We start from the raw sequence: 25,318 nt of genomic DNA, 5'->3' as shown, positions 1-25,318 counted from the left end.
AGGAGTATTTAAATGGCGAAAAAGAATGAAGCAATTCCTAAGGATAATAATATAATTCCTATAGCTATAGAAGAGGCTATGCCTGATAACTATTTGCCGTATGCAGTTGAGGTGGCTAAGGATAGAGCCTTGCCAGATGTAAGGGATGGATTAAAGCCAGTTCATAGAAGAATTCTTTATGGAGCTTACCTTCTAAGAGCTTTTCCTGATAAGCCATACTATAAATCTGCAAGAATAGTTGGAGATATCTTAGGTAAATTCCACCCACACGGTGATTCATCTGTTTATGAATCAATGGTAATCTTGGCTCAAAATTTTACTACTAGAGAACCATTGATAGATGGTCATGGAAACTGGGGATCAATTGATGGTGATAGTGCAGCTGCTATGAGATATACAGAGGCGAGACTTGCGCCTATCGCAATGGAAATGATAAGAGATATTGATAAGGGAATAGTTGAGATGGTTCCTAACTATTCAGACACTGAATTAGAACCTAAGGTTTTACCTAGTAGATACCCAAATCTTTTAGTTAACGGAGCTTTCGGAATAGCGGTAGGTTTAGCTACAAATATTCCACCTCATAATCTAAAAGAGGTTTCAGATGGGGTTTTGGCTTATATAGAAAACCCAGAGATAACAACGAAAGAGCTAATGCACTTTATAAAAGGGCCTGACCTTCCAACTGGAGGCATATTAATAGGTAAAAATTCTATGCTTTCTGCCTATGAGACTGGCGAAGGAAAAGTTACGCTGAGAGCTAAGACAAGTATTGAGAAACTAGAAAACGGAAGATTGGGTATTGTTATAACTGAGTTTCCGTATAGAAGAAATAAGGCTAAGCTTCTTCAGCTTATTTCCGAGATGACAGGAGATAAGAGGCATGCTAAAGCGTTAGAGGCTATAACAGATATAAGAGATGAATCTGATAGAACTGGTATAAGGGCTGTAATTGAGCTAAGAAAAAATGCCGATGAAAATATTGCTGATAAAGTTCTCAAATATTTATTTAAAAAGACAGACCTGCAGTGTAATATAAGCTTTAATATGGTTGCTCTTGCAGACGGAAAACCTGAAACAATGGGGCTAAAGACTATAATAGGTCACTATGTTAACCATCAAAAGGATATCGTTACAAAACGAACTATAAGAGAGCTAGAAGTTGCAGAAAAGAGATTCCATATTGTGGAAGGCTTTATAAAGGCTATCGATATAATGGATCAAATAATTGAAACAATTAGAGCTTCTAAATCTAAAAAAGATGCATCTATAAATCTAATAGACAGATTTGGATTTAGTGAAATTCAAGCTGAAGCTATATTGGAGTTAATGCTTTATAGATTAACTGGTCTTGAAATAAAAGAGTTCCAAAAGGAACATAAAGAACTAGATAAGCTTATAAAGAGTTTAAGAAAAATATTAAGTGACGAAAAAGAGCTTCTGAAGGTAGTGAAAGAAGAGCTAAAAGAAGTTACTGATAAATTTGCTAGTGCTAGAAGAACGGCAGTAATAGAAGATGATAGTGAAGCGAAAATAGACATTGAAGAACTTATAATTGCTGAAGATGTTATGGTGACATTATCAAATGATGGATTTATAAAGAGGGTACCTTTAAAATCTTATAATAGGTCAAACTCAAATCCGGAAGATATTGAATATAGAGAAGGAGATTACCTTAAGTATTGTTTCAGTTCTAATACAAAGGATAACATATTATTTTTCACTGATAAGGGGAATATGTATCAAGCTAAGTGTAACCTTATACCAGAGTACAAGTGGAAGGATAAGGGAGAAAGAATTGATGAAATTATAAAGGTATTATCTGTAGATGAAGAAAAGATAATAATGGCTTTATCGGTAGATAATTTTATGCCGAATAAATGTTTTGAATTTATAACTTCAAAGGCAGTTATAAAGAAGACTGCTATGGATAAATTCGTAACAGCATACTCTAAACTTTTGGCCATTAGATTAAAGGAAAACGAAAAGCTTGTAGATGTAAGATTAGTGGATTTTGAAAAAGAAGCTAAGTTTATACATTTGAAAACGAAGTTAGGTTTAGATTTTCAAGTTGAAGAACCTGAATTAGAGCTTGTTGATAGAAATATAATAGGAATTCCGTTAAGTCCTATAAGCCAAGAAGACGAAGTTGTGAAAATAGAGTACATAGACGAGTATAATTTTGCTGATTTTATAGTTGGTGTAAATAAAAAAGGAAATATGAAAATATATAAGAAGGCATTAAAAGACTCCTTTATGAAGAGTGCTACACTGTCAAACGAACAAATTTTGATATTTACATCAAAAGGTAATATGTACAAAATTCCAAGTTATTTAGTACAAAATATTTCAGATGAGATAAATATAAGAATGCTAGTAGATGGATTTAGTGAAGATGAAATGGTCTTAAGTTTGAACTCTGAAAAAGACTTTAATGATGAAAAGTCTGTAATGTTCTTTACAAAGAATGGACTAGTAAAGAAGACCATAATGAAGGAGTTTGAAGGAAATAGTAGCAGCCAGGTAGCCTACAAGTTAAAAAGCAATGATGATGAAGTAGTTGCAGTGAAGGTATATAAAAACACAGGTAATTCAGACATTCTAATGGTAACCAAAAAGGGTATGGTTATAAAGTTCTCAGAAGAAAATGTCTCACCTATGGGTAGGGTTGCATCTGGAGTAACTGGGATAAGTTTAAAGGAAGATGACTCTGTTGTTTTTGGGTCAGTCTTAAGGTCGGTTATTGAAAGTAAAAATAACAAGAGTTATAATGAAATTGCAGCGGAAATGGCTGCAGCAGAGAAAATTATTTTGGTTGCAAATAGTGGTGACAAAAAAGAGATTATATTAGAGGAAATTAAGACACAAAATAGAGCTGGTAGAGGGAATTGTCTAATTGTTGTACTGCAAAATGATTATATTAAAGAAGTACAACTTAAATAGGAGGTTAGAAGTTATATGAAAAAGGTATTGGTATTACTAGCGGAAGGTTTTGAAGAAATTGAAGCGCTTACTGTAGTTGACGTACTTAGAAGAGCAAATGTAGAGTGTCAAACATGCAGCATTAAAGATAAAGAGGTATCTGGATCTCATGATATATTAGTATTGGCGGATATGACTTTAGAAAATGAAGATTTAAATAGCTATGATGCTATAGTTTTGCCAGGAGGTATGCCAGGAGCTTCTAATCTTAAAGAAAATATAAGAGTTATTGAGCTTGTTAAAGATTACTATGCTTCCGGAAAAATTGTTGCAGCAATTTGTGCTGCACCAATCGTTTTAGCTAAAGCAGGAATAATTGACGGTAAGCTATTAACTTCATATCCATCGTTTGATAAGCAATTAGAGCACTGTATTTATAAAGATGAGCTAGTTGTGGTAGATGGAAACATAATAACAAGTAGAGGGCCAGCTACTACATTGCCTTTTGCATTCAAACTTCTAGAGAAACTAGGATATGAACAAGAAGCTAATGATTTAAAAGAAGGTATGATGTTTAATTTTCTACTTAGCCAATAGTATTTGTTCCTAGAGGGGATCCTCTAGGAACTTTTAAATTTTCTTTTGGAGGTTTTTATGGAAAAGTTTGTTTTAAATAATGGAGTTAGGCTCTTATATGAACATAGAGAATCTTATGTAACTTCATTTTGTATTGGGTTTGAAGCTGGTGCTAATGCAGAAGTGGGTTTCAAGCTTGGAACCGCACATGCACTTGAACATATGCTATTTAAGGGAACAACTACTCTAGATGAAGATGAAATTAATTTGAAATGCGATAGACTTTTGGGATTTAATAATGCAATGACAAATTTTCCATATTGTATTTATTACGGAACTTCCTCTAATGAAGATTTTGTTGAAGCTTTCTCTTTATATGCTGATATAATACTAAATCCTGCTTTAAGTGAAGCTGGATTTAAGGAAGAGATGGAAGTAATAATACAAGAATTTAATGAATGGAAGGAAGATTTTAGCCAGTATTGTGAAGATGAGTTGTTTTATAATTCATATGAAAGAAAAAGGCTAAAAGATATTATCATCGGCACTGAATCTTCAATAAAAGAAATCCATATAGATGATTTAAAAAGGTTTTACAAAAAATACTATGTGCCGGAAAACTGTGTCATTTCAGTAGTTACTAGTATTTCTTTTGAGGATATAAAAACAGTAGTTGAAAATATATTTTCTAATTTTAAAGGAGAATATAGTAAAGCGGTAGATAACAGTGAGTCTATAAGTTCAGGGCTTTACTATAAGGAAGTTAGTGGATTTGAGGGAGCAAAAATACAATATATATATGATATAAGTATGTTAGACGCAAAAGAAGTGGAAGCTCTTAGAATATTTAATATGTGGTTTGGTGAAGGTGTAAGTTCTAGATTGTTTGATAAGGTTAGAACAAAAGGTGGATTGGCATATGAGATATTCAGCGCTGTGAAAAATGAAGCTAATATAAAGTTGCTTTCTATTAACTGTAGTACATCTAAAAATAGTGTGGATAGATGTCTTAATATCATAGATTTGCTTGTTGATAATGTAGTTGGTGATTTTAATACGCTAACACAAGCTGATATTAATTATTTAATAAAGAGATTGAAACTTAAGCGTGCTCTAGAATTAGAAAAGAGTATTGTGCTAGCAAATAGGCTCACAATCTACGAACTTATGTACAAAAGAGGTAAAATGGTTTTCGATGAGTTAGAATTTGAATACGAAATTAGTAAGAAAGATATAATTAACGTGATAAAGAAAGTATTTGTGAACCCTTCAAAGCAAGTACTTTGGTAATGGAGATATATATGAGTGAAAATTGGCTTTTGATAAATAAAGGAATTGCAGATGCAAATAAGCTTATAAAGGAACTAAATATAAGCCAATTCACTGCGAGATTGTTGGTAAATAGAGATATAACTAATGTAAGGCAGGCTGAGAAATTTTTATATGGCGAGCTAAATGATTTGTATGATGCGCACCTTATGAAAGATATGGATAAAGCAGTAGCTATGATAAAGCTTGCTATTGAAAATAATAGAAAAATTATAATATATGGAGATTATGATTGTGATGGTGTCAACAGCACAGTAATTTTAAATAATGCATTAAAGAACTGTAATGCAAACTATAATTATTATATCCCTAACCGAGAAGACGAAGGTTATGGAATGAATAGTAATAGAATAAGAAGGTTAAAGGAAGAGGGATATGAGTTAATATTAACCTGCGATAATGGAATTGCTGCTTTTGAGCAGGTAGATTTAGCTAAGTCTCTAGGAATGGATGTAATAATTACTGATCACCATGATATTCCGATTTTTAAAGAGGATGATGGGACTACCATTGAGAAGTTCCCTAATGCAGATGCAGTTGTTAATCCTAAAAGAAATGATTGTAAATATCCATTTAAAAAGCTATGTGGTGCTGGGGTAGCGTTTAAATTAGTTCAGTGCTTATACGAAGCTTTGGGGATTTCAAACAATAAGGCTTATGATTTACTTGAATTTGCAGCTATAGCTACTGTATGTGATGTGGTTGATTTAATAGATGAAAATAGGATACTAGTAAAAGAAGGTTTAAAAAGAATTAATAATACTAAAAACATAGGCTTGAAAGCTTTGATGAAGCAAACTAATCTAGATGGTAAGGTTGTAGGAGCATATCATCTAGGATTTATAATAGGACCTTGCGTAAATGCTACTGGTAGATTAGAAACCGCTGATTTGTCAGTTGAGCTGCTTATTACAAATGAGAATGATAGAGCATCTGAACTTGCAAAAGAACTACATGAATTAAATCAAAGAAGACAAGAAATGACTACTGAGAGTGTTGAGCTAATTGAAGAGCAAATTTTAAGAAATCATATGGAAAAAGATAAGGTGTTAGTAGTTTATAATGATAGAATTCATGAAAGTATTGCGGGTATTGTAGCTGGTAGAATTAGAGAAAAGTATAATGTTCCGGCTTTGATTTTGACGCAAGGAAAAGAAATGGCTAAAGGATCAGGAAGATCTATAGAAGAATATAATATGTTTGAGGAATTATCCAATTGCAAAGAATTGTTGGATAAGTTTGGTGGCCATCCAATGGCAGCAGGATTATCAGTTAAGGAAGAGAATATACCTAAACTTAGAGAAAAGTTGCTAGAAAGCTGTAAGCTAAAGGATGAAGATATAGTTCCAAAAGTTCGAATTGACTTGCGACTTCCTTTAGCATATGTAAATGAACAAGTTGTAGATGAATTAGAGAAGCTTGAGCCATTTGGAAAAGGGAATAATACTCCTTTGTTTGGAGAAAAGTCTGTGGAAACTCTTAGAATATGGACTATAGGGAAAGAAAAGAATATATTAAAGTTTAGGTTTAAGATGCTTGGTAGCAATTATAGCATGGATGGAATTTGCTTTAATAAATATGAAGAATTTAAAGAGCAATTCATCGATAAATATGGAGAAAATGAATTTCTTAGGGCTTTAGATACTTCATTTTGTAACTTTAAAATGGATTTCCTTTTTTATCCTTCTGTAAATGAGTATAACGGTAATAGAAGTATTCAAGCGATAATTAAAAGTATTAGACTATGATAAACAGGGGTGCGATATGCTTATCGTATCCCTGTTGCTTTGAAAATTATAAACTTTTTTCATACTGTTCAACCATTCTCTTTACCATTTCTCCACCAACCTTCCCACATTGGTTTGCAGAAATAGTTCCATTATAGTCTGAAAATTGAACCCCAAGTTCATTAGCGACTTCATATTTAAATTTAGACAATCCGTTCTTAGATTCTGGTATCAATACCTTTTGAGCCATATAATACACCTCCCATTTAATTAACTGTGTTGTTATATTTTTTAATTAGCTTTAGACAATGTTTAAGAACACAATAATATTTTGTCCTTAATGTTATAAATTGATATTATAATATTGATGGTATAAAAGTAATTAATTAAGTCTATATTAAAAAATCTAGTTCATCTTTTTAACTGATTTTAATATAATATAGTTGGCTATAATTCAATTAGGGAAAAATTTAAGGGGATGATTTTTTGGAAAAATATAAAATAATTATGACTGGTGGAGGAACTGCAGGACATGTAACTCCTAACCTTGCGCTAGTACCTGAGCTGATGAAAGAAAACTTTGATATAAAATACATAGGAAGTAAAGATGGGATAGAGAAAGATATAATAAAAAACTCCTCTAATATGGAGTACTTTGGGATATCTAGTGGTAAGCTTAGGAGATATTTTGATGTGAAAAATTTCTCGGATCCATTTAAGGTAGTAAAAGGAATGGTAGAGGCTTATAAAATAATAACAAAAGAAAAACCAGATATAGTGTTCTCTAAGGGAGGATTTGTTACTGTTCCTGTTGTTATAGCCGCATCAATTAAAAAAATACCAGTGGTATCTCATGAATCAGATATAACTCCTGGGCTTGCTAATAAGCTTGCAGCGCCATTTTGCAATAAGCTCTGTGTAACTTTTTCAGAGAGTCTAAAATATATAAAAGATAACAAAGGTGTTTATACAGGCACGCCTATAAGAAAAGAATTATTTGAAGGCAGTGCTATAAAAGGAAAGAGATTGTGTGGATTTAATGATAATAAACCGGTACTATTTGTTATAGGTGGAAGCCTTGGGTCAAAAGTAATAAATGAAACTATAAGAAGTTCATTAAAAGAGTTGGTAGTAAAATACAATATTATTCATATATGCGGAAAAGGGAACTTTGATTCATCTTGTAAAGATATAAAGGGATATGTTCAGTTTGAGTATGTCTCTGAAGAGTTGCCACATTTAATGAATGCCGCAGATTATATTATTTCAAGAGCAGGAGCAAATGTAATATTTGAAATACTAGCTTTAAAAAAACCTAATATTCTCATTCCGTTATCAGCAAAGGTTAGCAGAGGAGATCAGGTTTTAAATGCGAGGTCATTTAAGGAAAACGGATATAGTCTTGTTATAGAGGATGAAGAGCTAACAAAAGAAAAACTTTTAGAGCAACTGGAGATATTAAAAAATGACAGAAATAAATATATAAGCAATATGCGTGAGAGTAAGGGTAAGGACGGAGTATCTAATATAGTTGCAGTAATAATGAATTGTGTTAAAGAGAAAAAATAATTTTTCCAAAAATGCGGAATTGAGAGAAAATTTAAAAAATAGTTCGATAAAATAGAATAATTAGTATTAACAAGCAAATAAGGGATTTTGTAATGAAAATAGGTGGTATTATACTGGTTTGTGCTCTGCATGAATAAATTTACGAAATATATTAAAATATGAAACTTGAAAAATAATTTCCATACTGTATAATATTTATGTGGACAAAGGGCAGAATTTGTAGCCACAACAAGTTGTTAAGAATTTAACAAGCGAATGAGGTGCTGTTACGATGAAGAAAGTATCAATAATTTACTGGAGCAACGGGGGAAACGTTGAAGTTTTAGCAGATGCAATAGCAGCAAGTGCCAAAGAAAATGGCGCACAAGTTATGATTAAACATGTAACTGATGCTACTGTTGATGATGTTATTAATGCCGATTCAGTTGCTTTTGGAAGTCCATCAATGGACAGTAATAGAATAGAACAACAAGAGATGGAACCTTACATAAACCAATTTAAGTTACTGCCTAACAATGGCAAAAAACTAATTCTTTTTGGATCATACGGTTGGGATGAAGGTCAATTCATAATCGATTGGTCAGATAGAATGAAAGATTATGGTTTTAATGTAGTTGATATTCTTGCAGTTAAAGAATCACCTAGTGAAGAGCAACTTAGAAAAGCTAGAGAACTAGGAAAAGAGCTTGCAAGATAGAACTCTCAGTAAATAATCAAAAATAACAGTCAATCTTATTTTTCTAAAATTTTATTATTTTAGAATAACTCATCATACAAAACAATTATCAAAACAATATAAGAAAGAGGGGTCAACTCGATGGCAATTAGAAAAATGAAAACTATGGATGGTAATACTGCTGCTGCACATATCGCATATGCATTTACAGACGTAGCAGCTATATACCCAATAACACCATCATCACCAATGGCAGAGCATGTTGATGAATGGGTTGCTCAAGGAAGAAAGAACATATTTGGACAAAAGGTAAAGGTAATGGAAATGCAATCAGAAGCTGGTGCAGCTGGTGCAGTTCACGGTTCATTACAAGCAGGAGCTTTAACTACAACTTTTACAGCTTCTCAAGGTTTACTATTAATGATCCCAAATATGTATAAAATTGCTGGTGAATTACTACCAGGAGTATTCCATGTTTCAGCTAGAGCATTAGCTGCAAATTCATTAAATATATTCGGTGACCATCAAGACGTTATGGCTGCAAGACAAACTGGTTTTGCAATGTTAGCTGAAGGTTCTGTACAAGAAGTTATGGATTTATCAGCAGTTGCTCACCTTACAGCTATAAAATCAAGAATACCATTTGTTAATTTCTTCGATGGATTCAGAACATCACATGAAATACAAAAGATAGAAGTTTTAGAGTATGATGAATTAGCTAAACTTCTTGATACAGATGCAGTAGAAGCATTCAGAAGAAGAGCTTTAAATCCTGATCATCCAGTAACAAGAGGAACAGCACAAAACCCAGATGTATACTTCCAAGAAAGAGAAGTTGTTAATAAATTCTATGATGCAGTACCAGAAATAGTTGAAGGCTACATGGCTGAAATGACTAAGTTAACTGGTAGAGAGTATCACTGCTTCGATTACTATGGAGCACCAGATGCTGACAGAATTATAGTTGCTATGGGATCAGTTACTGACCTTGTAGAAGAAACTATAGATTACTTAAATGCAAATGGAAACAAAGTTGGTCTTGTAAAGGTTAGACTATTCAGACCATTCTCAGTTGAAAGAATGTTAAAGGTTATACCTTCAACAGTTAAGAAAATAGCTGTTTTAGATAGAACTAAAGAACCAGGATCAGCTGCAGAACCATTATTCCTAGAAGTTAAGAATGCTTTCTATGGAAAAGAAAATGCTCCAGTAATAGTTGGAGGAAGATATGGTTTAGGTTCAAAGGATACTGTTCCAGCTCATATAGTTGCAGTTTATGAAAACTTAACTAAGGACGAGCCTAAAGATGGATTTACAGTTGCTATAGTAGATGATGTTACTAATACATCATTAGATGCTGTAACAGCTGATATAGATACTACTCCAGAAGGAACTAAAGCTTGTAAGTTCTGGGGACTTGGATCAGACGGTACTGTTGGTGCTAACAAGAGTGCTATAAAGATAATCGGTGACCATACTGATATGTATGCTCAAGGTTACTTTGCATATGATTCAAAGAAATCTGGTGGTATAACTGTATCACATTTAAGATTTGGTAAGAAAGCTATAAAATCACCTTACTTAATAAACAAAGCTGATTTCGTTGCTTGTCATAACCAATCATATGTGTACAAGTATAATGTACTAGATGGATTAAAGAAGAATGGATCATTCTTACTTAACACTATCTGGACACCAGAAGAAGTAGAAGAAAAATTACCAGCAAGCTATAAGAGATATATCGCTAAGAACAACATTAAGTTCTACACTTTAAATGCTGTTAAGATAGCTCAAGAAATCGGTCTTGGTGGAAGAATAAACATGATAATGCAATCAGCATTCTTCAAACTAGCTGACATAATCCCTGTAGAAGATGCAATCAAGTACTTAAAGGACGCAGTTGTTTCTTCATATGGTAAGAAGGGACAAAACGTTGTTGATATGAACAATGCTGCTATAGACAAGGGTGTTGACTCAGTTGTTGCTATAGAAGTGCCTGCAAGCTGGGCTGATGCAGTTGATGCAGAAGTTGTTGAAACTAAGGTTAAGCCAGAATTCGTAACTAAGATAGTTGAACCAATGAACAGACAAGAAGGAGATTCACTTCCAGTATCAGCTTTCCTAGGTGGAATGGAAGACGGAACTTTTGAAAATGGTACAGCTGCTTACGAAAAGAGAGGTATTGCTATAAACGTACCAGAATGGCAAGCAGATAAGTGTATACAATGTAACCAATGTTCATATGTATGTCCACACGCTGTAATCAGACCATTCTTATTAAGTGAAACAGAAAAGAACAATGCTCCAGAAGGAATGAAGATAGTTGCAGCTAAGGCTCTTAAGACTGCTGAACCAATGTCATTCACAATGGCAGTAAGCCCTCTTGACTGTTCAGGATGCGGAAACTGTGCTCAAGTTTGTCCAGCTCCAGAAAAAGCTTTAATAATGAAGCCACAAGCTTCACAACATGTTGAAATTCCAGCTTGGGAATATGCAACAGAAAAGGTAGCTCCAAAAGCTAACCCAATGAGTAAGACAACATTAAAAGGAAGCCAATTTGAACAACCATTACTTGAGTTCTCAGGTGCTTGTGCTGGTTGTGGAGAAACTCCATACGCTAAGCTAGTAACTCAATTATACGGTGATAGAATGATGGTAGCTAATGCTACTGGATGTTCATCAATTTGGGGAGGATCTGCTCCTTCAACTCCATACACTAAGAATCATCTTGGACATGGTCCAGCATGGGCAAACTCATTATTCGAAGATAATGCTGAGTTTGGAATGGGTATGTACCTTGGAGTTGCTGCTATAAGAGAAAGATTAGCTGTAACAGTTAAATCTGCATTAGAAGCTGATTTAAGTGAAACAACTAAGGCTGTTTTAGGTGACTGGTTAGAAAACATGAACAACGGTGAAGGTACTAGAGACAGAGCTGATAGAGTTATAGCTGCTTTAGAAACTGAAACTGCTGAAATAGCAAAAGAAATATTAAAAGAAAAAGATTTCTTAGTTAAGAGATCACAATGGATCTTCGGTGGAGACGGTTGGGCTTACGACATCGGTTTCGGTGGATTAGATCACGTTCTTGCATCAGGAGAAGATATAAATGTTCTTGTATTTGATACAGAAGTTTACTCAAATACAGGTGGACAATCTTCTAAGTCAACTCCAACTGCTGCAATAGCTAAATTTGCTGCTAGCGGTAAGAGAACTAAGAAGAAGGATCTTGGAATGATGGCTATGAGCTATGGTTATGTATATGTTGCTCAAGTTTCAATGGGTGCAGATAAGAACCAAACTCTTAAAGCTATAGCTGAAGCTGAAGCTTATCCAGGTCCATCATTAATAATAGCTTATGCTCCATGTATAAACCATGGATTAAAAGCTGGTATGGGTAACAGCCAATTAGAAGCTAAGAAAGCTGTTGAGTGTGGATATTGGTCAATGTACAGATACAACCCAACACTTAAGGAACAAGGAAAGAAGTCATTCTCACTTGATTCTAAGGAACCAACTGCTGACTTTAAGGCATTCTTAATGGGCGAAGTAAGATATGCTTCTCTTGCTAAGGCATTCCCAGAAGCTGCAGATGCTTTATTTGAAAAGACTTACGAAGATGCTATGGAAAGATTAGATAACTATAAGAGACTTGCTACTCAAGAATAGTTGAATAATAATAAGGGAACTAGCTCTGCTAGTTCCTTTGTTTTCTTGAAAAGTATGAGCTTATAGAATTCTTAACTCAACTATTAAGTTATACGTGCCAGATAATCACCTGAAGCCGTGATTATAGAACGAGTGTAACTTAAGTTTCAATATAGAAATTCTTTAGTGATTTTTTATGAGAAAATTATGAAATTGTGCATGACAAGGATGAAAATTTATCATAATATGAAGGTTGGAAGCTAGATAATATAAAATCTTTTTTCTATAGTATGAAGTTGTTATAGTAAATAATAGGGATATACACTAATTTTCTATGTATAAAGCCTCGTTAAAAGTAATAATATTTATTATAGAATAAAAAAAGCTTTTATTAATCCTAATATTAGGGTAAAATTAAAACATACTATTTTATTAAAGGAGGTGAATTTCACACATCATTTAGATTGTGTGAATCACATATGTCAGATAAAGAAAAAGATACTTGCGGATGTGGCTGTGGCTGCGAAGATAATGGTTTAGAATTAAAAGAAGAAAATACATGTGGCTGTGGCGACGAAGGTTGCGGAGACGAAGACTGTGGATGTGGCCATGACCATGATCATGATCATGAAAGCTTCGTTGTAGATTTAGAAGATGAAAACGGCAATGTAGTAAGTTGTGAAGTTATAGATGCTTTTGAATATAAAGAAAAAGAATATGTTTTAGTTCAAAACCCTAATGATGGATCAGTATACTTATTCAAATCAGAGGGCGAAGAAGGAGAACTTACAATACCTGATGATGAAGAATTTGAAGAAGTTACAAAGTACTATGAGTCTGAATTAGCTCAATAGTTGGAGAAGGCGGTTTATACCGCCTTTTTTTTATATACAATTATTTAATCACATAATTGTATGGTATTTATTAATTAATATATAATATAAAGTAGATAAAGATGTATTACTTCAATATGAAAATATAAATTTAATTGCGAAGTTGTACATCCATTCAAAATTATAAAACTGTGAATTGAGGGGATAAAAATGAGTGAATGTTATTCAAATAAATTTATTTTAAATGGTACATCTAGAGTTAAAGAAAAATTTGACGATAATATACTAAGAAGAAAAGGAATAGTATATGAAGTTATAAGAGTAATAGATGGAGTGCCTCTTTTTTTAGAAAAGCATCTGGAAAGAATGAATAACTCATTTTCTTTGATAAATAGGGAGATGAAGTATGATAAGGAGGAAATAAAGGAGCAAATTGAAACTCTAATAAAAGAAGTCAATGTATTTGAAGGAAATATAAAATTATTAATGGATTCAGAAAGTAATGAAAAAAATCTTTTAGTATACTTTGTTAAGCATTCATATCCTACGAATGATCAATACGAAAATGGTGTAAATACTACACTATTCTTTGGAGAAAGAGAAAATCCTAATGCAAAAATAGTGAATAATGATTTCAGAACATTAGTAAATGAACAAATAAGCGAAAAAAAATGCTACGAGGCTATTTTAGTAGATAGAAATGGTTTTATAACAGAAGGAAGTAAATCTAATATATTCATGGTAAGAGACAATGAAATACTAACATCTCCATTGGAAGATGTTCTTCCAGGGGTGACAAGAGGGTCCATAATAGACATTTGTAAAGATAATAATATATCAATAAAGGAGGAAAAAGTATCTTATAGAGATATTGCATCCTTGGAGGGAATGTTTATAACAGGCACATCTCCGAAGATTCTTCCAATCGCGAATGTAGATAAAATAACTTTAAATTCGCCAAAGAACACATTAGTTTTAGAATTAATAAGACTATACAATAAGAAAATTGATGAATACATTAAATCTGCTAAATAATATTTGAATGAAATTATAATTCGCATTAAAATTTAAATTACAATTAAACCTTAATATGGTATACTAAAAGCAGTAAATGACTCTTGGGGGGGTGTGAGTAATTATGGAATATGTATATGAAGCATTAACTATTGAAGAATGTATCAAATTAGCAGAAGAGGAACTTAATATATCTGCAGAAGATTTTGATTATGAAGTGATTGAGAAAAAAGGTATGCTTAGAAGAAAATACAAAATTAGAGTTTCACCCAAGAATAATACATCAGATTGTGATGGAAAGGTCGCTGTAAAAGATGGAAGTTTTATAGTTGCCAATCCTCTAGAACAGGGAGCACCTGCAAAATTATTCACAAGTGAAAATATCAATCTATATATAGATAACAAAAAAGTTGAAGATTTTTGTAGTATAACCGAAAATAATTCTATAAGGTATGATATTATAAATCAAGAAGCAAAAAGGGAAATAAATATAGTTACATCAGATGATGATATGACTGCAATGGCTTCAGTTAAATATTTTCCTAAGAGAGTATATAAATTATGTGATTCAGAAAGTGTGAGTGTATTAAATTTAAAAATAGAAATTGACTACGAAGAATATCCTCCTAAGTTTAATGAACTTGAAATTAAGAAGATTTTATCTGAAAGAGGAATTGTAAGTGGTATAATTTTAGAAAACTTAAAATCTTTGTGCGAGGGTGATGAACAAGGAGAAATCCTAGTTGCAGAAGGTAAAAGAGTTAGAGATACAGTACACGATCAATTGACTATACTTTTCAAAGATAAACAAAAGAAAATTGTGGCTGAAGATGAGACAATTGACTTTAGGAATATGAATCAAATAGTCACTGTTCAATCAGGAGAAATAATAGCAACACTAATAAAAGGATCAGAAGGAAAGCCAGGTATAAATATAAGTGGCAAGGTTATAAAGCCTGAAAAGTATAAAGAATTACAATTAAATGCAGGCGAAGGATGTAAAATTGATGGTAGTAATATAATTGCCACTGTAGATGGAAGACCAGACTTTAAAAACAATACTATATCAGTGAATAAAATATATGAAGCAACATCTGATGTGAACCTAGCTTCTGGAAATCTTAACTTCACTGGTGATATACATATAGGAGCAAATGTTAGTCAAGGAATGACTATAAAAGCTGGAAAATCTATAACTATTGATGGTTCTGTAGAGGGTTCTCATATTATTTCAAACGATCAAACTTTGATAAAAGGCAGTATAATTGGATCGACTATTGAGGCTGGAGGAAAAGACTTCTTAATACAACAACAATTGGATGAGTTACAAAACTTGAAAAGTTCAATGTTGCAGCTAACTAGTACAATACTAGAAATTAAAGAACATAAATTATTGGGACTTGACAGAAGTGATGGTGAAATAATAAAGGTTTTAATTGAGAATAAATTTAAGAGTATAACAACTAATTCTTTAAATATAATTAGATTATTTTCTAAATCTGATGAAGAAGGTAAAAATATAAGTAGGTTAGTAAGGCAGATGCTTATAGGTCTTGGACCAACAACAATAAAGCATTTTAGCGAATTGAACAAGCTTGTGGTATTAGCAGATGAATGTATTAAAAATATCCAAGGAAAAATTAATATACCTGCTGATATTATTATAAATTATTGTCAAGATTCAACAGTAAGTTCTTCCGGGAATATATACCTAAATGGAAAAGGACAATATATATCTCATTTAACATGCAGTGGAAGTATAATTTTTACTCAAAACGGCAGCGTGTCTAGAGGGGGATATCTAAAAGCTGAAAATGAAATAAAATGTAAGACTATTGGTAGCACTGGTGGGGTTAAAACTAAGGCTTCTGTTTCGAAAATTGGGCACATATATGCTGATATTGCATATCATAATACTATTTTTGCTATTGGAGAAAGAGAAATAGTCCTGGAAGAGCCTTCAAGGGATGTTCATGTATACATGGATGAGCTTGGAGATATAATAATAGATAAGTTTCGCTTATAAGGGGGATTAAAATGGCTAACAAGGAAATAAAGTTACTGATTTTTAGTTTAAATGGAGAACATTACGCTACTGACATAATGGAAGTAGAAAGAATATTAGGTTATGAAACACCAACGGTGTTACCTGATGTACCAAGTTTTGTTGATGGAGTTATTAATTATGAGGAAAGTATTTTACCTGTAGTTAATTTGTCTAAAAAGTTTGGATTTAATACTAAAGTAAACTTAGCTGAAACAAAGATTATTGTAGTTAAGGAAAATGAATCTAAGATGGGTATTATCGTAGATAATGTTTATGAAGTTAAAGATGTGGAAGTTAATTTAATAGAAAACCCTCCAGCAATTGCTGCAAGTATTTCAAGAAGATACATAAAAGGACTAATAAGATTAAAGGAAAATATAGTAATCCTCTTAGATTTATCTAAAATTTTAACAGAGGAAGAAAAAACTAAGTTGCTATAAGGTGGTTCTATGATAGATGCAGAAATTAAAGTAGGTATTGCTGATTTAAATACTGTAAGTTATCCAGATAAAATAATGACCATAGGACTAGGTTCTTGTGTTGGAATAGCAGTATTCGATAAAGTTAAATCGATTGGTGGGTTGTCACATATAATGTTGCCTGATTCGACTCAGTTTAAAGAAGTGAAAAATCCATATAAATTTGCTGATCTAGCTATTCCGATTCTAATTGAAAAGATGGAGAAATTAGGGTGTCAAAAAAGGAATTTGATTGTAAAAATAGCTGGAGGAGCATCGATGTTTAATTTTTCCGATAAAAGCATGATAAGTGATATTGGAAAAAGAAATGGTGAGGCTGTAGCGAAGACTTTAAAAGAATTACAACTTCAAGTTCTTGCTTCCCATCTAGGTGGAAACAAAGGAAGGACAATGGTTTTAGATTCAAAAACTGGCAAGGTAATAATAAAGATTGTAGGACAAGGTATTATAGAACTTTAATGGAGTGATAATCTTGAATAAAATAAAAGTTATGGTAGTAGACGATTCTGCACTGATGAGAAAGATAATTTCTGACATGATAAATGAAGAGACAGATATGGAAGTTATAGCTACTGCAAGAAATGGTGAGGAGTTCGTTGACAAGGTTGGAGGTTATAATCCAGATGTAATTACCTTAGACGTAGAAATGCCCAAAATGGATGGTATTACTGCGCTGAAAAAACTGAAACTCACTAATAGAAATGCTAAGGTCATAATGTTAAGTAGCTTAACAACAAGTTCCTCTAGAACGACACTGGATTGTTTAGATGCTGGTGCTGCTGATTTCGTTTCAAAACCATCTGGATCCATATCGCTTGATATTAATAAAGTTAAGCTTGAGTTAGTACATAAAATAAGAGCAGTAGCATCCATAAAAAGGTCATTATTTGATTTTAAAGTTGAAGCTAAGGAGCCAGCAAAATTTATTACTACTAAGAGAGCTTCTAATAAAATAGAGGCAGTAGTAATTGGTGCTTCTACAGGTGGTCCCAGAGCACTTCAAACTGTACTAACAGAACTTCCAAAGGATTTAGAGGTTCCGGTGTTAGTGGTTCAGCATATGCCAGCAGGATTTACAAAGACCTTTGCTGAAAGATTAAATAATCTTTGTAACCTTAAGGTTGTAGAAGCAGAAAACGATATGAGAATTGAAAAAAATGTTATATATATTGCTCCAGGTGGTTATCACATGGAATCATCTAAGGATAAAAGAATTTCATTAAATCAAGAACCAAGCATATGGGGAGTAAGACCAGCGGTAGATAAACTATTTAATAGCTCAGCTGCTGTCTATGGTAAGAACTTATTATCTGTTGTGCTCACTGGAATGGGAAAAGATGGTGCACAAGGTACGGTATCTATAAAAAATGCTGGAGGACATACCATTTCTGAGGATGAGTCCACTTGTACTATTTATGGAATGCCTAAAGCCACTTTTGAAACAGGAAAAGTTGATGAAGTATTACCTTTAGGATATATAGCAAAAAAAATCGTTACATTAGTGAAAGGATAGTAGATAAACTATGGATTTTAGCCAGTTTCATCAATGGGTACATAAAGAGCTAGGGATTAATTTATCTGCGTATAAACCAACCCAGCTTAATAGAAGAATAGAAAGTTTAATGACAAGATTAGGCGTAAAATCATTAGAAGAGTATACGAAGCTGATTAAAACTGATAGAGAGCACAGGCAAAGATTCTTGGACTTTATAACTATCAATGTTACAGAGTTTTTTAGAAATCCAGAATTATTTGAAGAGTTAGAGGCTATCTTGAAAAAAGAGTCCGCAGCTAATAATAGTCTTAAAATTTGGAGTGCTGCTTGCTCTATTGGTTGTGAACCGTATTCAATCTCTATGATCTTGAATAACGTAAGTCCAAATGGAAGACATAAGATACTGGCCACTGATATAGATAATACAATTCTTCAGAAAGCTAAGCTTGGAGAATATACCGACAACGAAATGAAAAATGTAAAACCTAGAGAATTAGAAAAGTACTTTAAGAAAGTTAAAGATAAGTATTATATCGAACAAAGTGTGAAAAACATGGTTACTTTCAAAAAGCATGATCTTATACTTGATAGTTATGAGAGTAACTTCGATTTAATTGTATGTAGAAATGTGGTTATCTATTTTAATGTAGATGTTAAGAATGATATATACAAGAGATTTGCAGCATCCCTTAAAAAAGGTGGTTTATTATTTGTAGGGGCTACTGAAAGTATATATAATTACAAAGATTTTGGCTTTGAAAAGGCTTCTACTTTTATTTATAGAAAGTTATAAAAGTTAATAATTGCTATAAAGAAATTAACTACTTCATACGAATAATAAGTGTTGAATAATTGAAAAGGCTATGTAATTTTCACATATTTTAAATAAATATATGATATATAATTGCTGTATATTATAAAAAATTACTATGCAAATTTATTATTTAAATATAATTGAATATGTATTGCTTAGTTAATTTCAGTAATAATAACTAACAATTATTACTTATGATTATATAGACAAGAGAAGTGAGAATTAATAACTGTTAGGTGCAAATAGGGAATACAGGAGGCGTAACAATTAATAATTGTTACGTGCTACGAAGAATAACGGGAGGCACAACAATTAATAATTGTTGTGTGCTAATAAGGAATACAGGAGGCGCAATAATTAATAATTATTGCGTGCTACGAAGAATAACGGGAGGGATAACAATGGACACATCTCAATATCTTTCAATGTTCTTAGAAGAGTCCATGGACAATTTGCAGACTCTAAATGAATCTTTACTTGACTTAGAACAAAAACCAGATGATATTGACAAGTTAAATGAAATATTTAGAGTAGCTCATACTATAAAAGGTATGGCGGCAACAATGGGATTTAGCGATATAGCGGAACTAACTCATAAAATGGAGGATGTTCTTTCTAAATTTAGAGAAGGTGAACTTAAAGTTACTCAAAATGTAGTTACAGTACTTTTTGATTGCCTAGATACTCTTGAAAGAATGGTAAATAATATATCAGAAGGTGTAGAAGAAAAAGTTGAAATAGAGAATATAATGAAGGATTTACATGATATAAGTACTAATGAACAGCAAGACAGTGTTGCTGTTGATATATTAGAAGAAGTATCAGAAAATAAGAGTTCGTCAGATTATGTAATTGATATAAATGAATATGATATGAATGTAATTAAGCAAGCTCATGAAAAGGGCTATAAGGCTATAAGAGTTTTTATAAGTCTTAATGAGAATACTTTATTAAAATCTGCTAGAGCTTTTTTAATATTTAAGGAATTAGAAGAGCATGGAGAAGTAATAAAATCATATCCTTCTACAGAAGATATAGAAAATGAAAACTTTGATTTTAGCATTGAACTTATTGTAATTACTACACTAAATGCTGAAGAAATTGAGAAACTTGTAAAAAATATTTCAGAAGTGGATAAAGTTTCTGCAGAAGAAGTCGAATTAAGAATAGAAAAAGTAAATGAAATTGCAACTACTAAATATGAATCAGTAGCTAAGGCTGAAGTAAATGAAAAGTCAAAACCATTAACTCCTAAATCTATAGTTACGAATAAAGAAAAAGTTGAAGAAAAAAAGAGCAATAATCCATCTGCTCAAACAAAAAAAGTTCATCAATCAGTAAGAGTTGATTTGGAACGTCTAGATAAGCTTATGAACATGGTTTCTGAGTTAGTAATACATAGAACTAGATTAGAGCAAATAAGCACAAGTTATAGAGCTCAAGAGTTAAATGAGACTCTTGAACAAGTAGCTAGAACAACTTCTGATTTGCAAGATCTTGTTATGAAGATAAGAATGCTTCCTTTAGAGGTTGTATTTAATAGATTCCCTAGAATGATTAGAGATCTTTCTGTAGAATTGAATAAGGAAATTAACTTCATTGTTGAAGGTCAAGATACAGAGTTAGATAGAACTGTAATAGATGAAATCGGGGAACCATTAATTCACTTATTAAGAAATGCTGCAGATCATGGAGTAGAAAGCAAAGAAGATAGAGCTAAGTCAGGTAAAGATCCTGTAGGTACTATAAGACTGTCAGCATATCAAGAAGGCACAAAGGCCGTAATAAAAGTAGAAGATGACGGTAATGGTATTGATGTTGAAAAGGTTAGACGTAAAGCTGAAAAAGTAGGTATAAACACTGAAGGAATGACTGAAAATGATATAAAGAATTTAATTTTCTCTCAAGGCTTTAGTACTAACGAAGTAGTAACAGATATATCTGGTAGAGGCGTAGGTATGGATGTTGTAAAAACAAAAATATCTGCACTTGGAGGAACTGTTGATGTAGTAAGTGAAATAGGAAAAGGTTCAAGTTTTATAATAAGACTTCCTCTAACACTTCAAATTATTCAAGCATTGCTTGTTAAGGTTGGAGAAGAAACACTTGCAATATCTCTAGGTTTTATAGACAGAGTTATCGACTATAAGGAAGATAGAATAAAGAAGACTAATGGAAGAGAAGTTATAGTATATAGAGAAAATGTTATACCTCTAATTAGACTAAATGAAACTTTACAAATTGATACTAGCAAAAAGGATAAGAATTTTATTATAATAGTTAAGGTTGGAGATAAAGTTGTTGGTCTTTTAGTTGATTCTTTATTAGGACAGCAAGAAATAGTAATAAAACCTTTAGGAAAAACTCTTGAAGGACTAAACGAGTATATAGGAGCAACAATACTTGGTAATGGTCTTGTTACACTTATACTTGATGTAGGTGCTTTAATCTAGGAACTAGAAGGAGGATTGTGATGGATTATACTCAATTAAGTGCACTTCAACTAGATGCTCTTAAAGAAGTAAGCAATATTGGTGCAGGAAATGCAGCAACTGCTCTTTCTCAATTGTTAAACAGAAAAATTGATATGACAGTTCCAAGTGTTAATGTAATAGATTTTATGGATATTTATAATTTTGTTTCTGAAGAAGAGTTGGTGGCAGCAGTACTAGTAAAAGTACTTGGCGATGCACCAGGAAATATCTTATTTGTATTTGAAAAATCTATAGCTTCTAATATAATAGAAGTACTGACTGGAATGAAGGAAGATGAGTTTAGCGAGATGGGAAATTCAGTGCTATGTGAAATAGGTAATATTATTTCAGCAGCATACATGAATTCAATAGCAAGACTTACAAACTTGAGCATTATGCCATCAGTTCCAGCTGTGGCATTTGATATGCTAAGTGCGATTTTAAGCTCTACTTTTGTAGAGTCAGCACAGTATTCAGATAGTGTATTGGAAATAGAAACAATGCTATTAGGCGAGGATTCAGAAAATATTGGTGGACATTTTTACTTTGTTCCTAATCCTGGATCTTTGGAAAAAATATTAAATTCAATAGGCGTAATATAGATAGGGGGATTCTAAATGGCTAGAGTATTAATTGTTGATGACGCAGCATTTATGAGAATGATGATAAAGGATATTCTTGAAAAAAACGGATTCGAGGTTGTAGGTGAAGCAAGTAATGGAATTAAGGCTGTAGAGCTTTATAAAAAGGAAAAACCAGATGTAGTAACTATGGATATAACAATGCCAGACATGGATGGAATTGAAGCAGTTAAAAATATCAAAGCGTTTGATCCAGCAGCTAAGGTAATAATGTGCAGTGCCATGGGCCAACAAGGTATGGTTATGGATGCAATAAGAGCAGGTGCAAAAGATTTTATAGTAAAACCATTCCAAGCAGATAGAGTGTTAGAAGCAATCAAAAAGGCAATTGGTTAATAAGGGGGCATGAAAATGCAAGTTGTTGTTTTTAAGATTAGTGATGAACTTTTTGCTGTAGAAACATCTAAAGTTCAGAGCATTACTGATATGACAGAAGTGACCAAAGTACCAAAAGCCCCAGAACATATTAGAGGACTTATAAACCTTAGAGGTAGCATAATACCTTTATTGGATATAAATCTGCTACTCAATATATCAAAGTCATCAAAGGTTCAAAGTAACATAATAATATTGAATGTTGATGATGAACAAGTAGGTATATCTGTTGATGAGGTTGAAGAGGTTTTAGAAATTGATGAAAAACTTATTCAAAGACTTGAGAATGAAAAGTATCAAAGCTATGTAAAAGGTATAGTGAATTTTGATGATAAACTAGTTACATTAGTAGATATAAGTAAAATACTAAAAATTTAATTAGTGAAGTGAGGTAAGCGTATGGCAGATGTATTATCACAAAGTGAAATAGACGCCCTATTGTCTGCCTTGTCTGCTGGAGAGCTTGAGCCAGAGGAATTGCAAAAAGATGAAGAAAAGCAAAAAGTGAAAGTTTATGACTTTAGAAGTCCTCAAAAGTTTTCTAAAGAGCATATAAGGGCACTTGAGCTTATACATGATAATTTTGCAAGAATAATATCTAATTTTCTTACTGCTCAGGTGAGAAAAAATACAAAGGTTAACATAGAAAACATAGAGCAGGTAACCTATGAGGAGTTTATTCATAGTGTATCTAATCCGACTACACTGCTTTTGTTTAAGATGCCACCTTTAAATGGTTCAATTCTTTTTGAGATGAATCCTAGTTTCTCCTTTCAAGTTATTGATATACTGTTAGGAGGAACAGGAGAGCGAAGACATGTAAGTAAAGAGTTTACAGATATAGATAAAAATATAATAACTCAAGTGGCAACAGGAGTGTTATCAAACCTAAAGCTTGCTTGGGAAGATGTCATGGATATTGATATAGAAGTAGAGAGTTTAGAAACTAATCCTGCTTTAAACCAAACACTAGCTCCAAATGAACCAGTAGCATTAATAACTTTTTCAGTAGAAATGGGTAAGAGTAATACTTTTATAAATCTTTGTATACCTTATTTGAGTATTGAGAAAATTCTTGATAAACTGGTAATGAGAAATTGGTTCCAAGCAGGTGCTGAAGAAGACCGTGAACATACAAGACATGATATAGAAAAGAGATTGGATATCGTAGATGTAAATGTTAAGGTAGAGCTTGGTAGTACAGAAATTAGTATTGATGATTTCTTAAGATTGGTGACAGGTGATGTGATTAAGCTTGATAACAAGTATAATAGTCCTGTAACAGTAGAAGTTGAAGACGAAAAATGTTACCTGGCCAAACCAGGTATAGTTGGTAAAAATATGGGAGTAGCCATACTAGACATTATAGGTAAGGATGTGGAAGATTATGAGTAATGGATTTCTTACACAAGAAGAGATAGATTCTTTGTTGAATGGTCCATCAACACCAGCCGAATCCACAACAGGTAACACTGAAGAAAGTATTTCAGATATAGATAAAGATCTGTTAGGTGAGATAGGAAATATTTCAATGGGTTCAGCTTCAACAGCTCTTTCCCAGATAATAAATCAGTCAGTTAATATTACTACTCCAGTAGTAAGCACGACAACTTTGGGAGAGTTAAAAGAGCAATTTCATATTCCTAATATAGTACTTGAAGTAGAATATACCTCAGGAATATTAGGTAAAAATATATTAATAATGCAAATCAATGATGCTGCAGTAATAGCTAACCTAATGATGGGTGGAGATGGCACTGTAAATACTACAGAGTTATCAGAAATAGAACTAAGTGCAGTTCAGGAAGCAATGAACCAGATGATTGGTTCAGCAGCAACCTCAATGGCTACTATGTTTGCAAGAGAAGTAAACATATCACCACCTATTTCAAAGACTTGGGATGAAGCAAATGAGCCGGTTTCAGAAGGGATTAACGATGACGATGTTTTAGTTAAAGTATCCTTCAAACTAACAATTGGTGATTTGGTAGATAGTAACATAATGCAGTTGTTACCACTAAAAACTGCTAAAAAGATTGTTTCAATAATGATGGGGGAAGAGCAGCAAAGCGAACCTGCTAATGAGCAGCCTAGAGTGGAAGAAAGAGTACCACAACAGGAAGTAAGAACAGCTAGTAATTACGAACCATCTAATACATATCATGCCCAAGAAAGTCACAATGACTATAATCACTTTGTACAAGAGAAACCTATATATCAAGAGCAAAGAACTCCTGTGGAAGTTCATCAAGCATCTTTTGATAATTTAACTTCAAGTCCTTCTGGGCCAGCACATAAAAATATAGATTTAATATTAGATGTTCCATTAGAAATTTCTGTGGTTCTTGGTAGAACTAAGAAAAGCATTAAAGATATTTTATCTTTAAGTAATGGATCTTTAATTGAACTGGATAAAGTTGCTGATGAGCCTGTAGAGATTTTAGTAAATGGCAAGAGAGTAGCATTTGGTGAAGTTGTGGTAGTTGATGAAAACTTTGGAGTTAGAATCACAAGTATCGTAAGCAACGCAGAGAGAATAAAGTCTTTGAAGTGATAAAAAGCACTGTTCCTGAATCATGCAGGAAAGTGCTTTTTATTTTTTCAAATGTTGAATTAAATGGTTAAACAGAGACTAATATTGATACAAATTAATATATGTTTTAACTGAATAAATAGCTTGAATTAAATAATTAGGCTTA

At 32.5% G+C, this 25,318-nt stretch carries 21 protein-coding genes; 20 read left to right on the top strand and 1 reads right to left on the bottom strand.

Going from position 1 to position 25,318, the window contains the following annotated elements:
• Positions 1-12 precede the first annotated feature (12 nt).
• From bsdtw1_RS15870 to recJ, 4 genes are read left to right on the top strand one after another with little or no spacing between them, the layout of a single operon-like run.
• On the top strand, positions 13-2,943 hold the full coding sequence (locus bsdtw1_RS15870; protein ID WP_183278531.1) for a DNA topoisomerase IV subunit A: 2,931 nt from the start codon (positions 13-15) through the stop codon (positions 2,941-2,943).
• Between the two features lie 15 nt (positions 2,944-2,958).
• Positions 2,959-3,519, top strand: a complete 561-nt coding sequence (locus tag bsdtw1_RS15865; protein ID WP_183278530.1) for a DJ-1 family glyoxalase III — start codon at positions 2,959-2,961, stop codon at positions 3,517-3,519.
• Positions 3,520-3,576: 57 nt separating this feature from the next.
• Positions 3,577-4,788 carry a M16 family metallopeptidase gene (locus bsdtw1_RS15860; protein WP_183278529.1) on the top strand — a complete coding sequence of 404 codons (1,212 nt, stop codon included), beginning with the start codon at positions 3,577-3,579 and terminating at the stop codon, positions 4,786-4,788.
• Between the two features lie 11 nt (positions 4,789-4,799).
• Positions 4,800-6,575, top strand: coding sequence for a single-stranded-DNA-specific exonuclease RecJ (recJ, locus tag bsdtw1_RS15855; protein WP_183278528.1), 1,776 nt, complete (start codon positions 4,800-4,802; stop codon positions 6,573-6,575).
• A 46-nt stretch (positions 6,576-6,621) separates the two neighbouring features.
• Here recJ and bsdtw1_RS15850 read toward each other — a convergent pair whose 3' ends face one another.
• Entirely contained in the window at positions 6,622-6,804 is a 183-nt protein-coding gene (locus bsdtw1_RS15850; RefSeq protein ID WP_183278527.1) for an alpha/beta-type small acid-soluble spore protein, read from the bottom strand.
• 236 nt (positions 6,805-7,040) lie between these two features.
• Here bsdtw1_RS15850 and murG point away from each other — a divergent pair, with 236 nt between their 5' ends.
• The 16 genes from murG to fliY all read left to right on the top strand — a co-directional run bounded on the left by murG (position 7,041) and on the right by fliY (position 25,173).
• Complete coding sequence (gene murG, locus bsdtw1_RS15845; protein WP_280514152.1) at positions 7,041-8,123, top strand: undecaprenyldiphospho-muramoylpentapeptide beta-N-acetylglucosaminyltransferase; 1,083 nt, start codon at positions 7,041-7,043, stop codon at positions 8,121-8,123.
• Between the two features lie 271 nt (positions 8,124-8,394).
• On the top strand, positions 8,395-8,820 hold the full coding sequence (locus bsdtw1_RS15840) for a flavodoxin (protein ID WP_183278526.1): 426 nt from the start codon (positions 8,395-8,397) through the stop codon (positions 8,818-8,820).
• A 126-nt stretch (positions 8,821-8,946) separates the two neighbouring features.
• Positions 8,947-12,468 (top strand): pyruvate:ferredoxin (flavodoxin) oxidoreductase, encoded by a 3,522-nt coding sequence (gene nifJ, locus bsdtw1_RS15835; protein WP_183279831.1) that lies wholly within the window; start codon positions 8,947-8,949, stop codon positions 12,466-12,468.
• A gap of 458 nt (positions 12,469-12,926) precedes the next feature.
• On the top strand, positions 12,927-13,301 hold the full coding sequence (locus bsdtw1_RS15830) for a DUF1292 domain-containing protein (protein WP_183278525.1): 375 nt from the start codon (positions 12,927-12,929) through the stop codon (positions 13,299-13,301).
• Positions 13,302-13,490: 189 nt separating this feature from the next.
• Positions 13,491-14,315, top strand: coding sequence for an aminotransferase class IV (locus bsdtw1_RS15825; protein ID WP_183278524.1), 825 nt, complete (start codon positions 13,491-13,493; stop codon positions 14,313-14,315).
• 103 nt (positions 14,316-14,418) lie between these two features.
• Positions 14,419-16,320 carry a flagellar assembly protein A gene (locus bsdtw1_RS15820; RefSeq protein WP_183278523.1) on the top strand — a complete coding sequence of 634 codons (1,902 nt, stop codon included), beginning with the start codon at positions 14,419-14,421 and terminating at the stop codon, positions 16,318-16,320.
• An 11-nt stretch (positions 16,321-16,331) separates the two neighbouring features.
• Positions 16,332-16,781 carry a chemotaxis protein CheW gene (locus tag bsdtw1_RS15815; RefSeq protein WP_183278522.1) on the top strand — a complete coding sequence of 150 codons (450 nt, stop codon included), beginning with the start codon at positions 16,332-16,334 and terminating at the stop codon, positions 16,779-16,781.
• Positions 16,782-16,790: 9 nt separating this feature from the next.
• Entirely contained in the window at positions 16,791-17,279 is a 489-nt protein-coding gene (locus tag bsdtw1_RS15810; RefSeq protein ID WP_183278521.1) for a chemotaxis protein CheD, read from the top strand.
• A gap of 13 nt (positions 17,280-17,292) precedes the next feature.
• The gene (locus tag bsdtw1_RS15805; protein ID WP_183278520.1) at positions 17,293-18,333 is read left to right on the top strand and encodes a protein-glutamate methylesterase/protein-glutamine glutaminase; all 1,041 of its coding nucleotides are present in this window, start codon (positions 17,293-17,295) and stop codon (positions 18,331-18,333) included.
• A gap of 10 nt (positions 18,334-18,343) precedes the next feature.
• Entirely contained in the window at positions 18,344-19,108 is a 765-nt protein-coding gene (locus bsdtw1_RS15800) for a CheR family methyltransferase (protein WP_183278519.1), read from the top strand.
• 422 nt (positions 19,109-19,530) lie between these two features.
• Positions 19,531-21,582, top strand: a complete 2,052-nt coding sequence (locus bsdtw1_RS15795) for a chemotaxis protein CheA (RefSeq protein ID WP_183278518.1) — start codon at positions 19,531-19,533, stop codon at positions 21,580-21,582.
• Between the two features lie 20 nt (positions 21,583-21,602).
• Positions 21,603-22,205, top strand: coding sequence for a chemotaxis protein CheC (locus bsdtw1_RS15790; RefSeq protein WP_183278517.1), 603 nt, complete (start codon positions 21,603-21,605; stop codon positions 22,203-22,205).
• Positions 22,206-22,220: 15 nt separating this feature from the next.
• On the top strand, positions 22,221-22,580 hold the full coding sequence (locus tag bsdtw1_RS15785; RefSeq protein ID WP_128212445.1) for a response regulator: 360 nt from the start codon (positions 22,221-22,223) through the stop codon (positions 22,578-22,580).
• A 15-nt stretch (positions 22,581-22,595) separates the two neighbouring features.
• Positions 22,596-22,997 (top strand): chemotaxis protein CheW, encoded by a 402-nt coding sequence (locus bsdtw1_RS15780; RefSeq protein ID WP_183278516.1) that lies wholly within the window; start codon positions 22,596-22,598, stop codon positions 22,995-22,997.
• A 21-nt stretch (positions 22,998-23,018) separates the two neighbouring features.
• Positions 23,019-24,014, top strand: coding sequence for a flagellar motor switch protein FliM (gene fliM, locus bsdtw1_RS15775; RefSeq protein WP_183278515.1), 996 nt, complete (start codon positions 23,019-23,021; stop codon positions 24,012-24,014).
• Positions 24,007-25,173 carry a flagellar motor switch phosphatase FliY gene (gene fliY / locus bsdtw1_RS15770; RefSeq protein WP_183278514.1) on the top strand — a complete coding sequence of 389 codons (1,167 nt, stop codon included), beginning with the start codon at positions 24,007-24,009 and terminating at the stop codon, positions 25,171-25,173. Before fliM ends, fliY begins: the two co-directional genes overlap by 8 nt.
• Positions 25,174-25,318: the final 145 nt, after the last annotated feature.

Source organism: Clostridium fungisolvens (assembly GCF_014193895.1).
Taxonomy (GTDB): Bacteria; Bacillota; Clostridia; order Clostridiales; family Clostridiaceae; genus Clostridium_AR; species Clostridium_AR fungisolvens.
Note: the sequence above shows the minus strand (reverse complement) of the source record. Positions and strands in the feature narration are given on the sequence as shown.

Bases quoted from the DNA above. Each gene is read 5' to 3' on its own strand.
- bsdtw1_RS15785 (WP_128212445.1), top strand. From the start codon at position 22,221: ATGGCTAGAGTATTAATTGTTGATGACGCAGCATTTATGAGAATGATG.
- bsdtw1_RS15870 (WP_183278531.1), top strand. From the start codon at position 13: ATGGCGAAAAAGAATGAAGCAATTCCTAAGGATAATAATATAATTCCT.
- fliY (WP_183278514.1), top strand. From the start codon at position 24,007: ATGAGTAATGGATTTCTTACACAAGAAGAGATAGATTCTTTGTTGAAT.
- bsdtw1_RS15795 (WP_183278518.1), top strand. From the start codon at position 19,531: ATGGACACATCTCAATATCTTTCAATGTTCTTAGAAGAGTCCATGGAC.
- bsdtw1_RS15800 (WP_183278519.1), top strand. From the start codon at position 18,344: ATGGATTTTAGCCAGTTTCATCAATGGGTACATAAAGAGCTAGGGATT.
- bsdtw1_RS15825 (WP_183278524.1), top strand. From the start codon at position 13,491: ATGAGTGAATGTTATTCAAATAAATTTATTTTAAATGGTACATCTAGA.
- bsdtw1_RS15790 (WP_183278517.1), top strand. From the start codon at position 21,603: ATGGATTATACTCAATTAAGTGCACTTCAACTAGATGCTCTTAAAGAA.
- bsdtw1_RS15830 (WP_183278525.1), top strand. From the start codon at position 12,927: ATGTCAGATAAAGAAAAAGATACTTGCGGATGTGGCTGTGGCTGCGAA.
- fliM (WP_183278515.1), top strand. From the start codon at position 23,019: ATGGCAGATGTATTATCACAAAGTGAAATAGACGCCCTATTGTCTGCC.
- bsdtw1_RS15820 (WP_183278523.1), top strand. From the start codon at position 14,419: ATGGAATATGTATATGAAGCATTAACTATTGAAGAATGTATCAAATTA.
- bsdtw1_RS15810 (WP_183278521.1), top strand. From the start codon at position 16,791: ATGATAGATGCAGAAATTAAAGTAGGTATTGCTGATTTAAATACTGTA.
- bsdtw1_RS15850 (WP_183278527.1), bottom strand. From the start codon at position 6,804: ATGGCTCAAAAGGTATTGATACCAGAATCTAAGAACGGATTGTCTAAA.
- bsdtw1_RS15865 (WP_183278530.1), top strand. From the start codon at position 2,959: ATGAAAAAGGTATTGGTATTACTAGCGGAAGGTTTTGAAGAAATTGAA.
- bsdtw1_RS15815 (WP_183278522.1), top strand. From the start codon at position 16,332: ATGGCTAACAAGGAAATAAAGTTACTGATTTTTAGTTTAAATGGAGAA.
- bsdtw1_RS15840 (WP_183278526.1), top strand. From the start codon at position 8,395: ATGAAGAAAGTATCAATAATTTACTGGAGCAACGGGGGAAACGTTGAA.
- recJ (WP_183278528.1), top strand. From the start codon at position 4,800: ATGAGTGAAAATTGGCTTTTGATAAATAAAGGAATTGCAGATGCAAAT.
- bsdtw1_RS15780 (WP_183278516.1), top strand. From the start codon at position 22,596: ATGCAAGTTGTTGTTTTTAAGATTAGTGATGAACTTTTTGCTGTAGAA.
- bsdtw1_RS15860 (WP_183278529.1), top strand. From the start codon at position 3,577: ATGGAAAAGTTTGTTTTAAATAATGGAGTTAGGCTCTTATATGAACAT.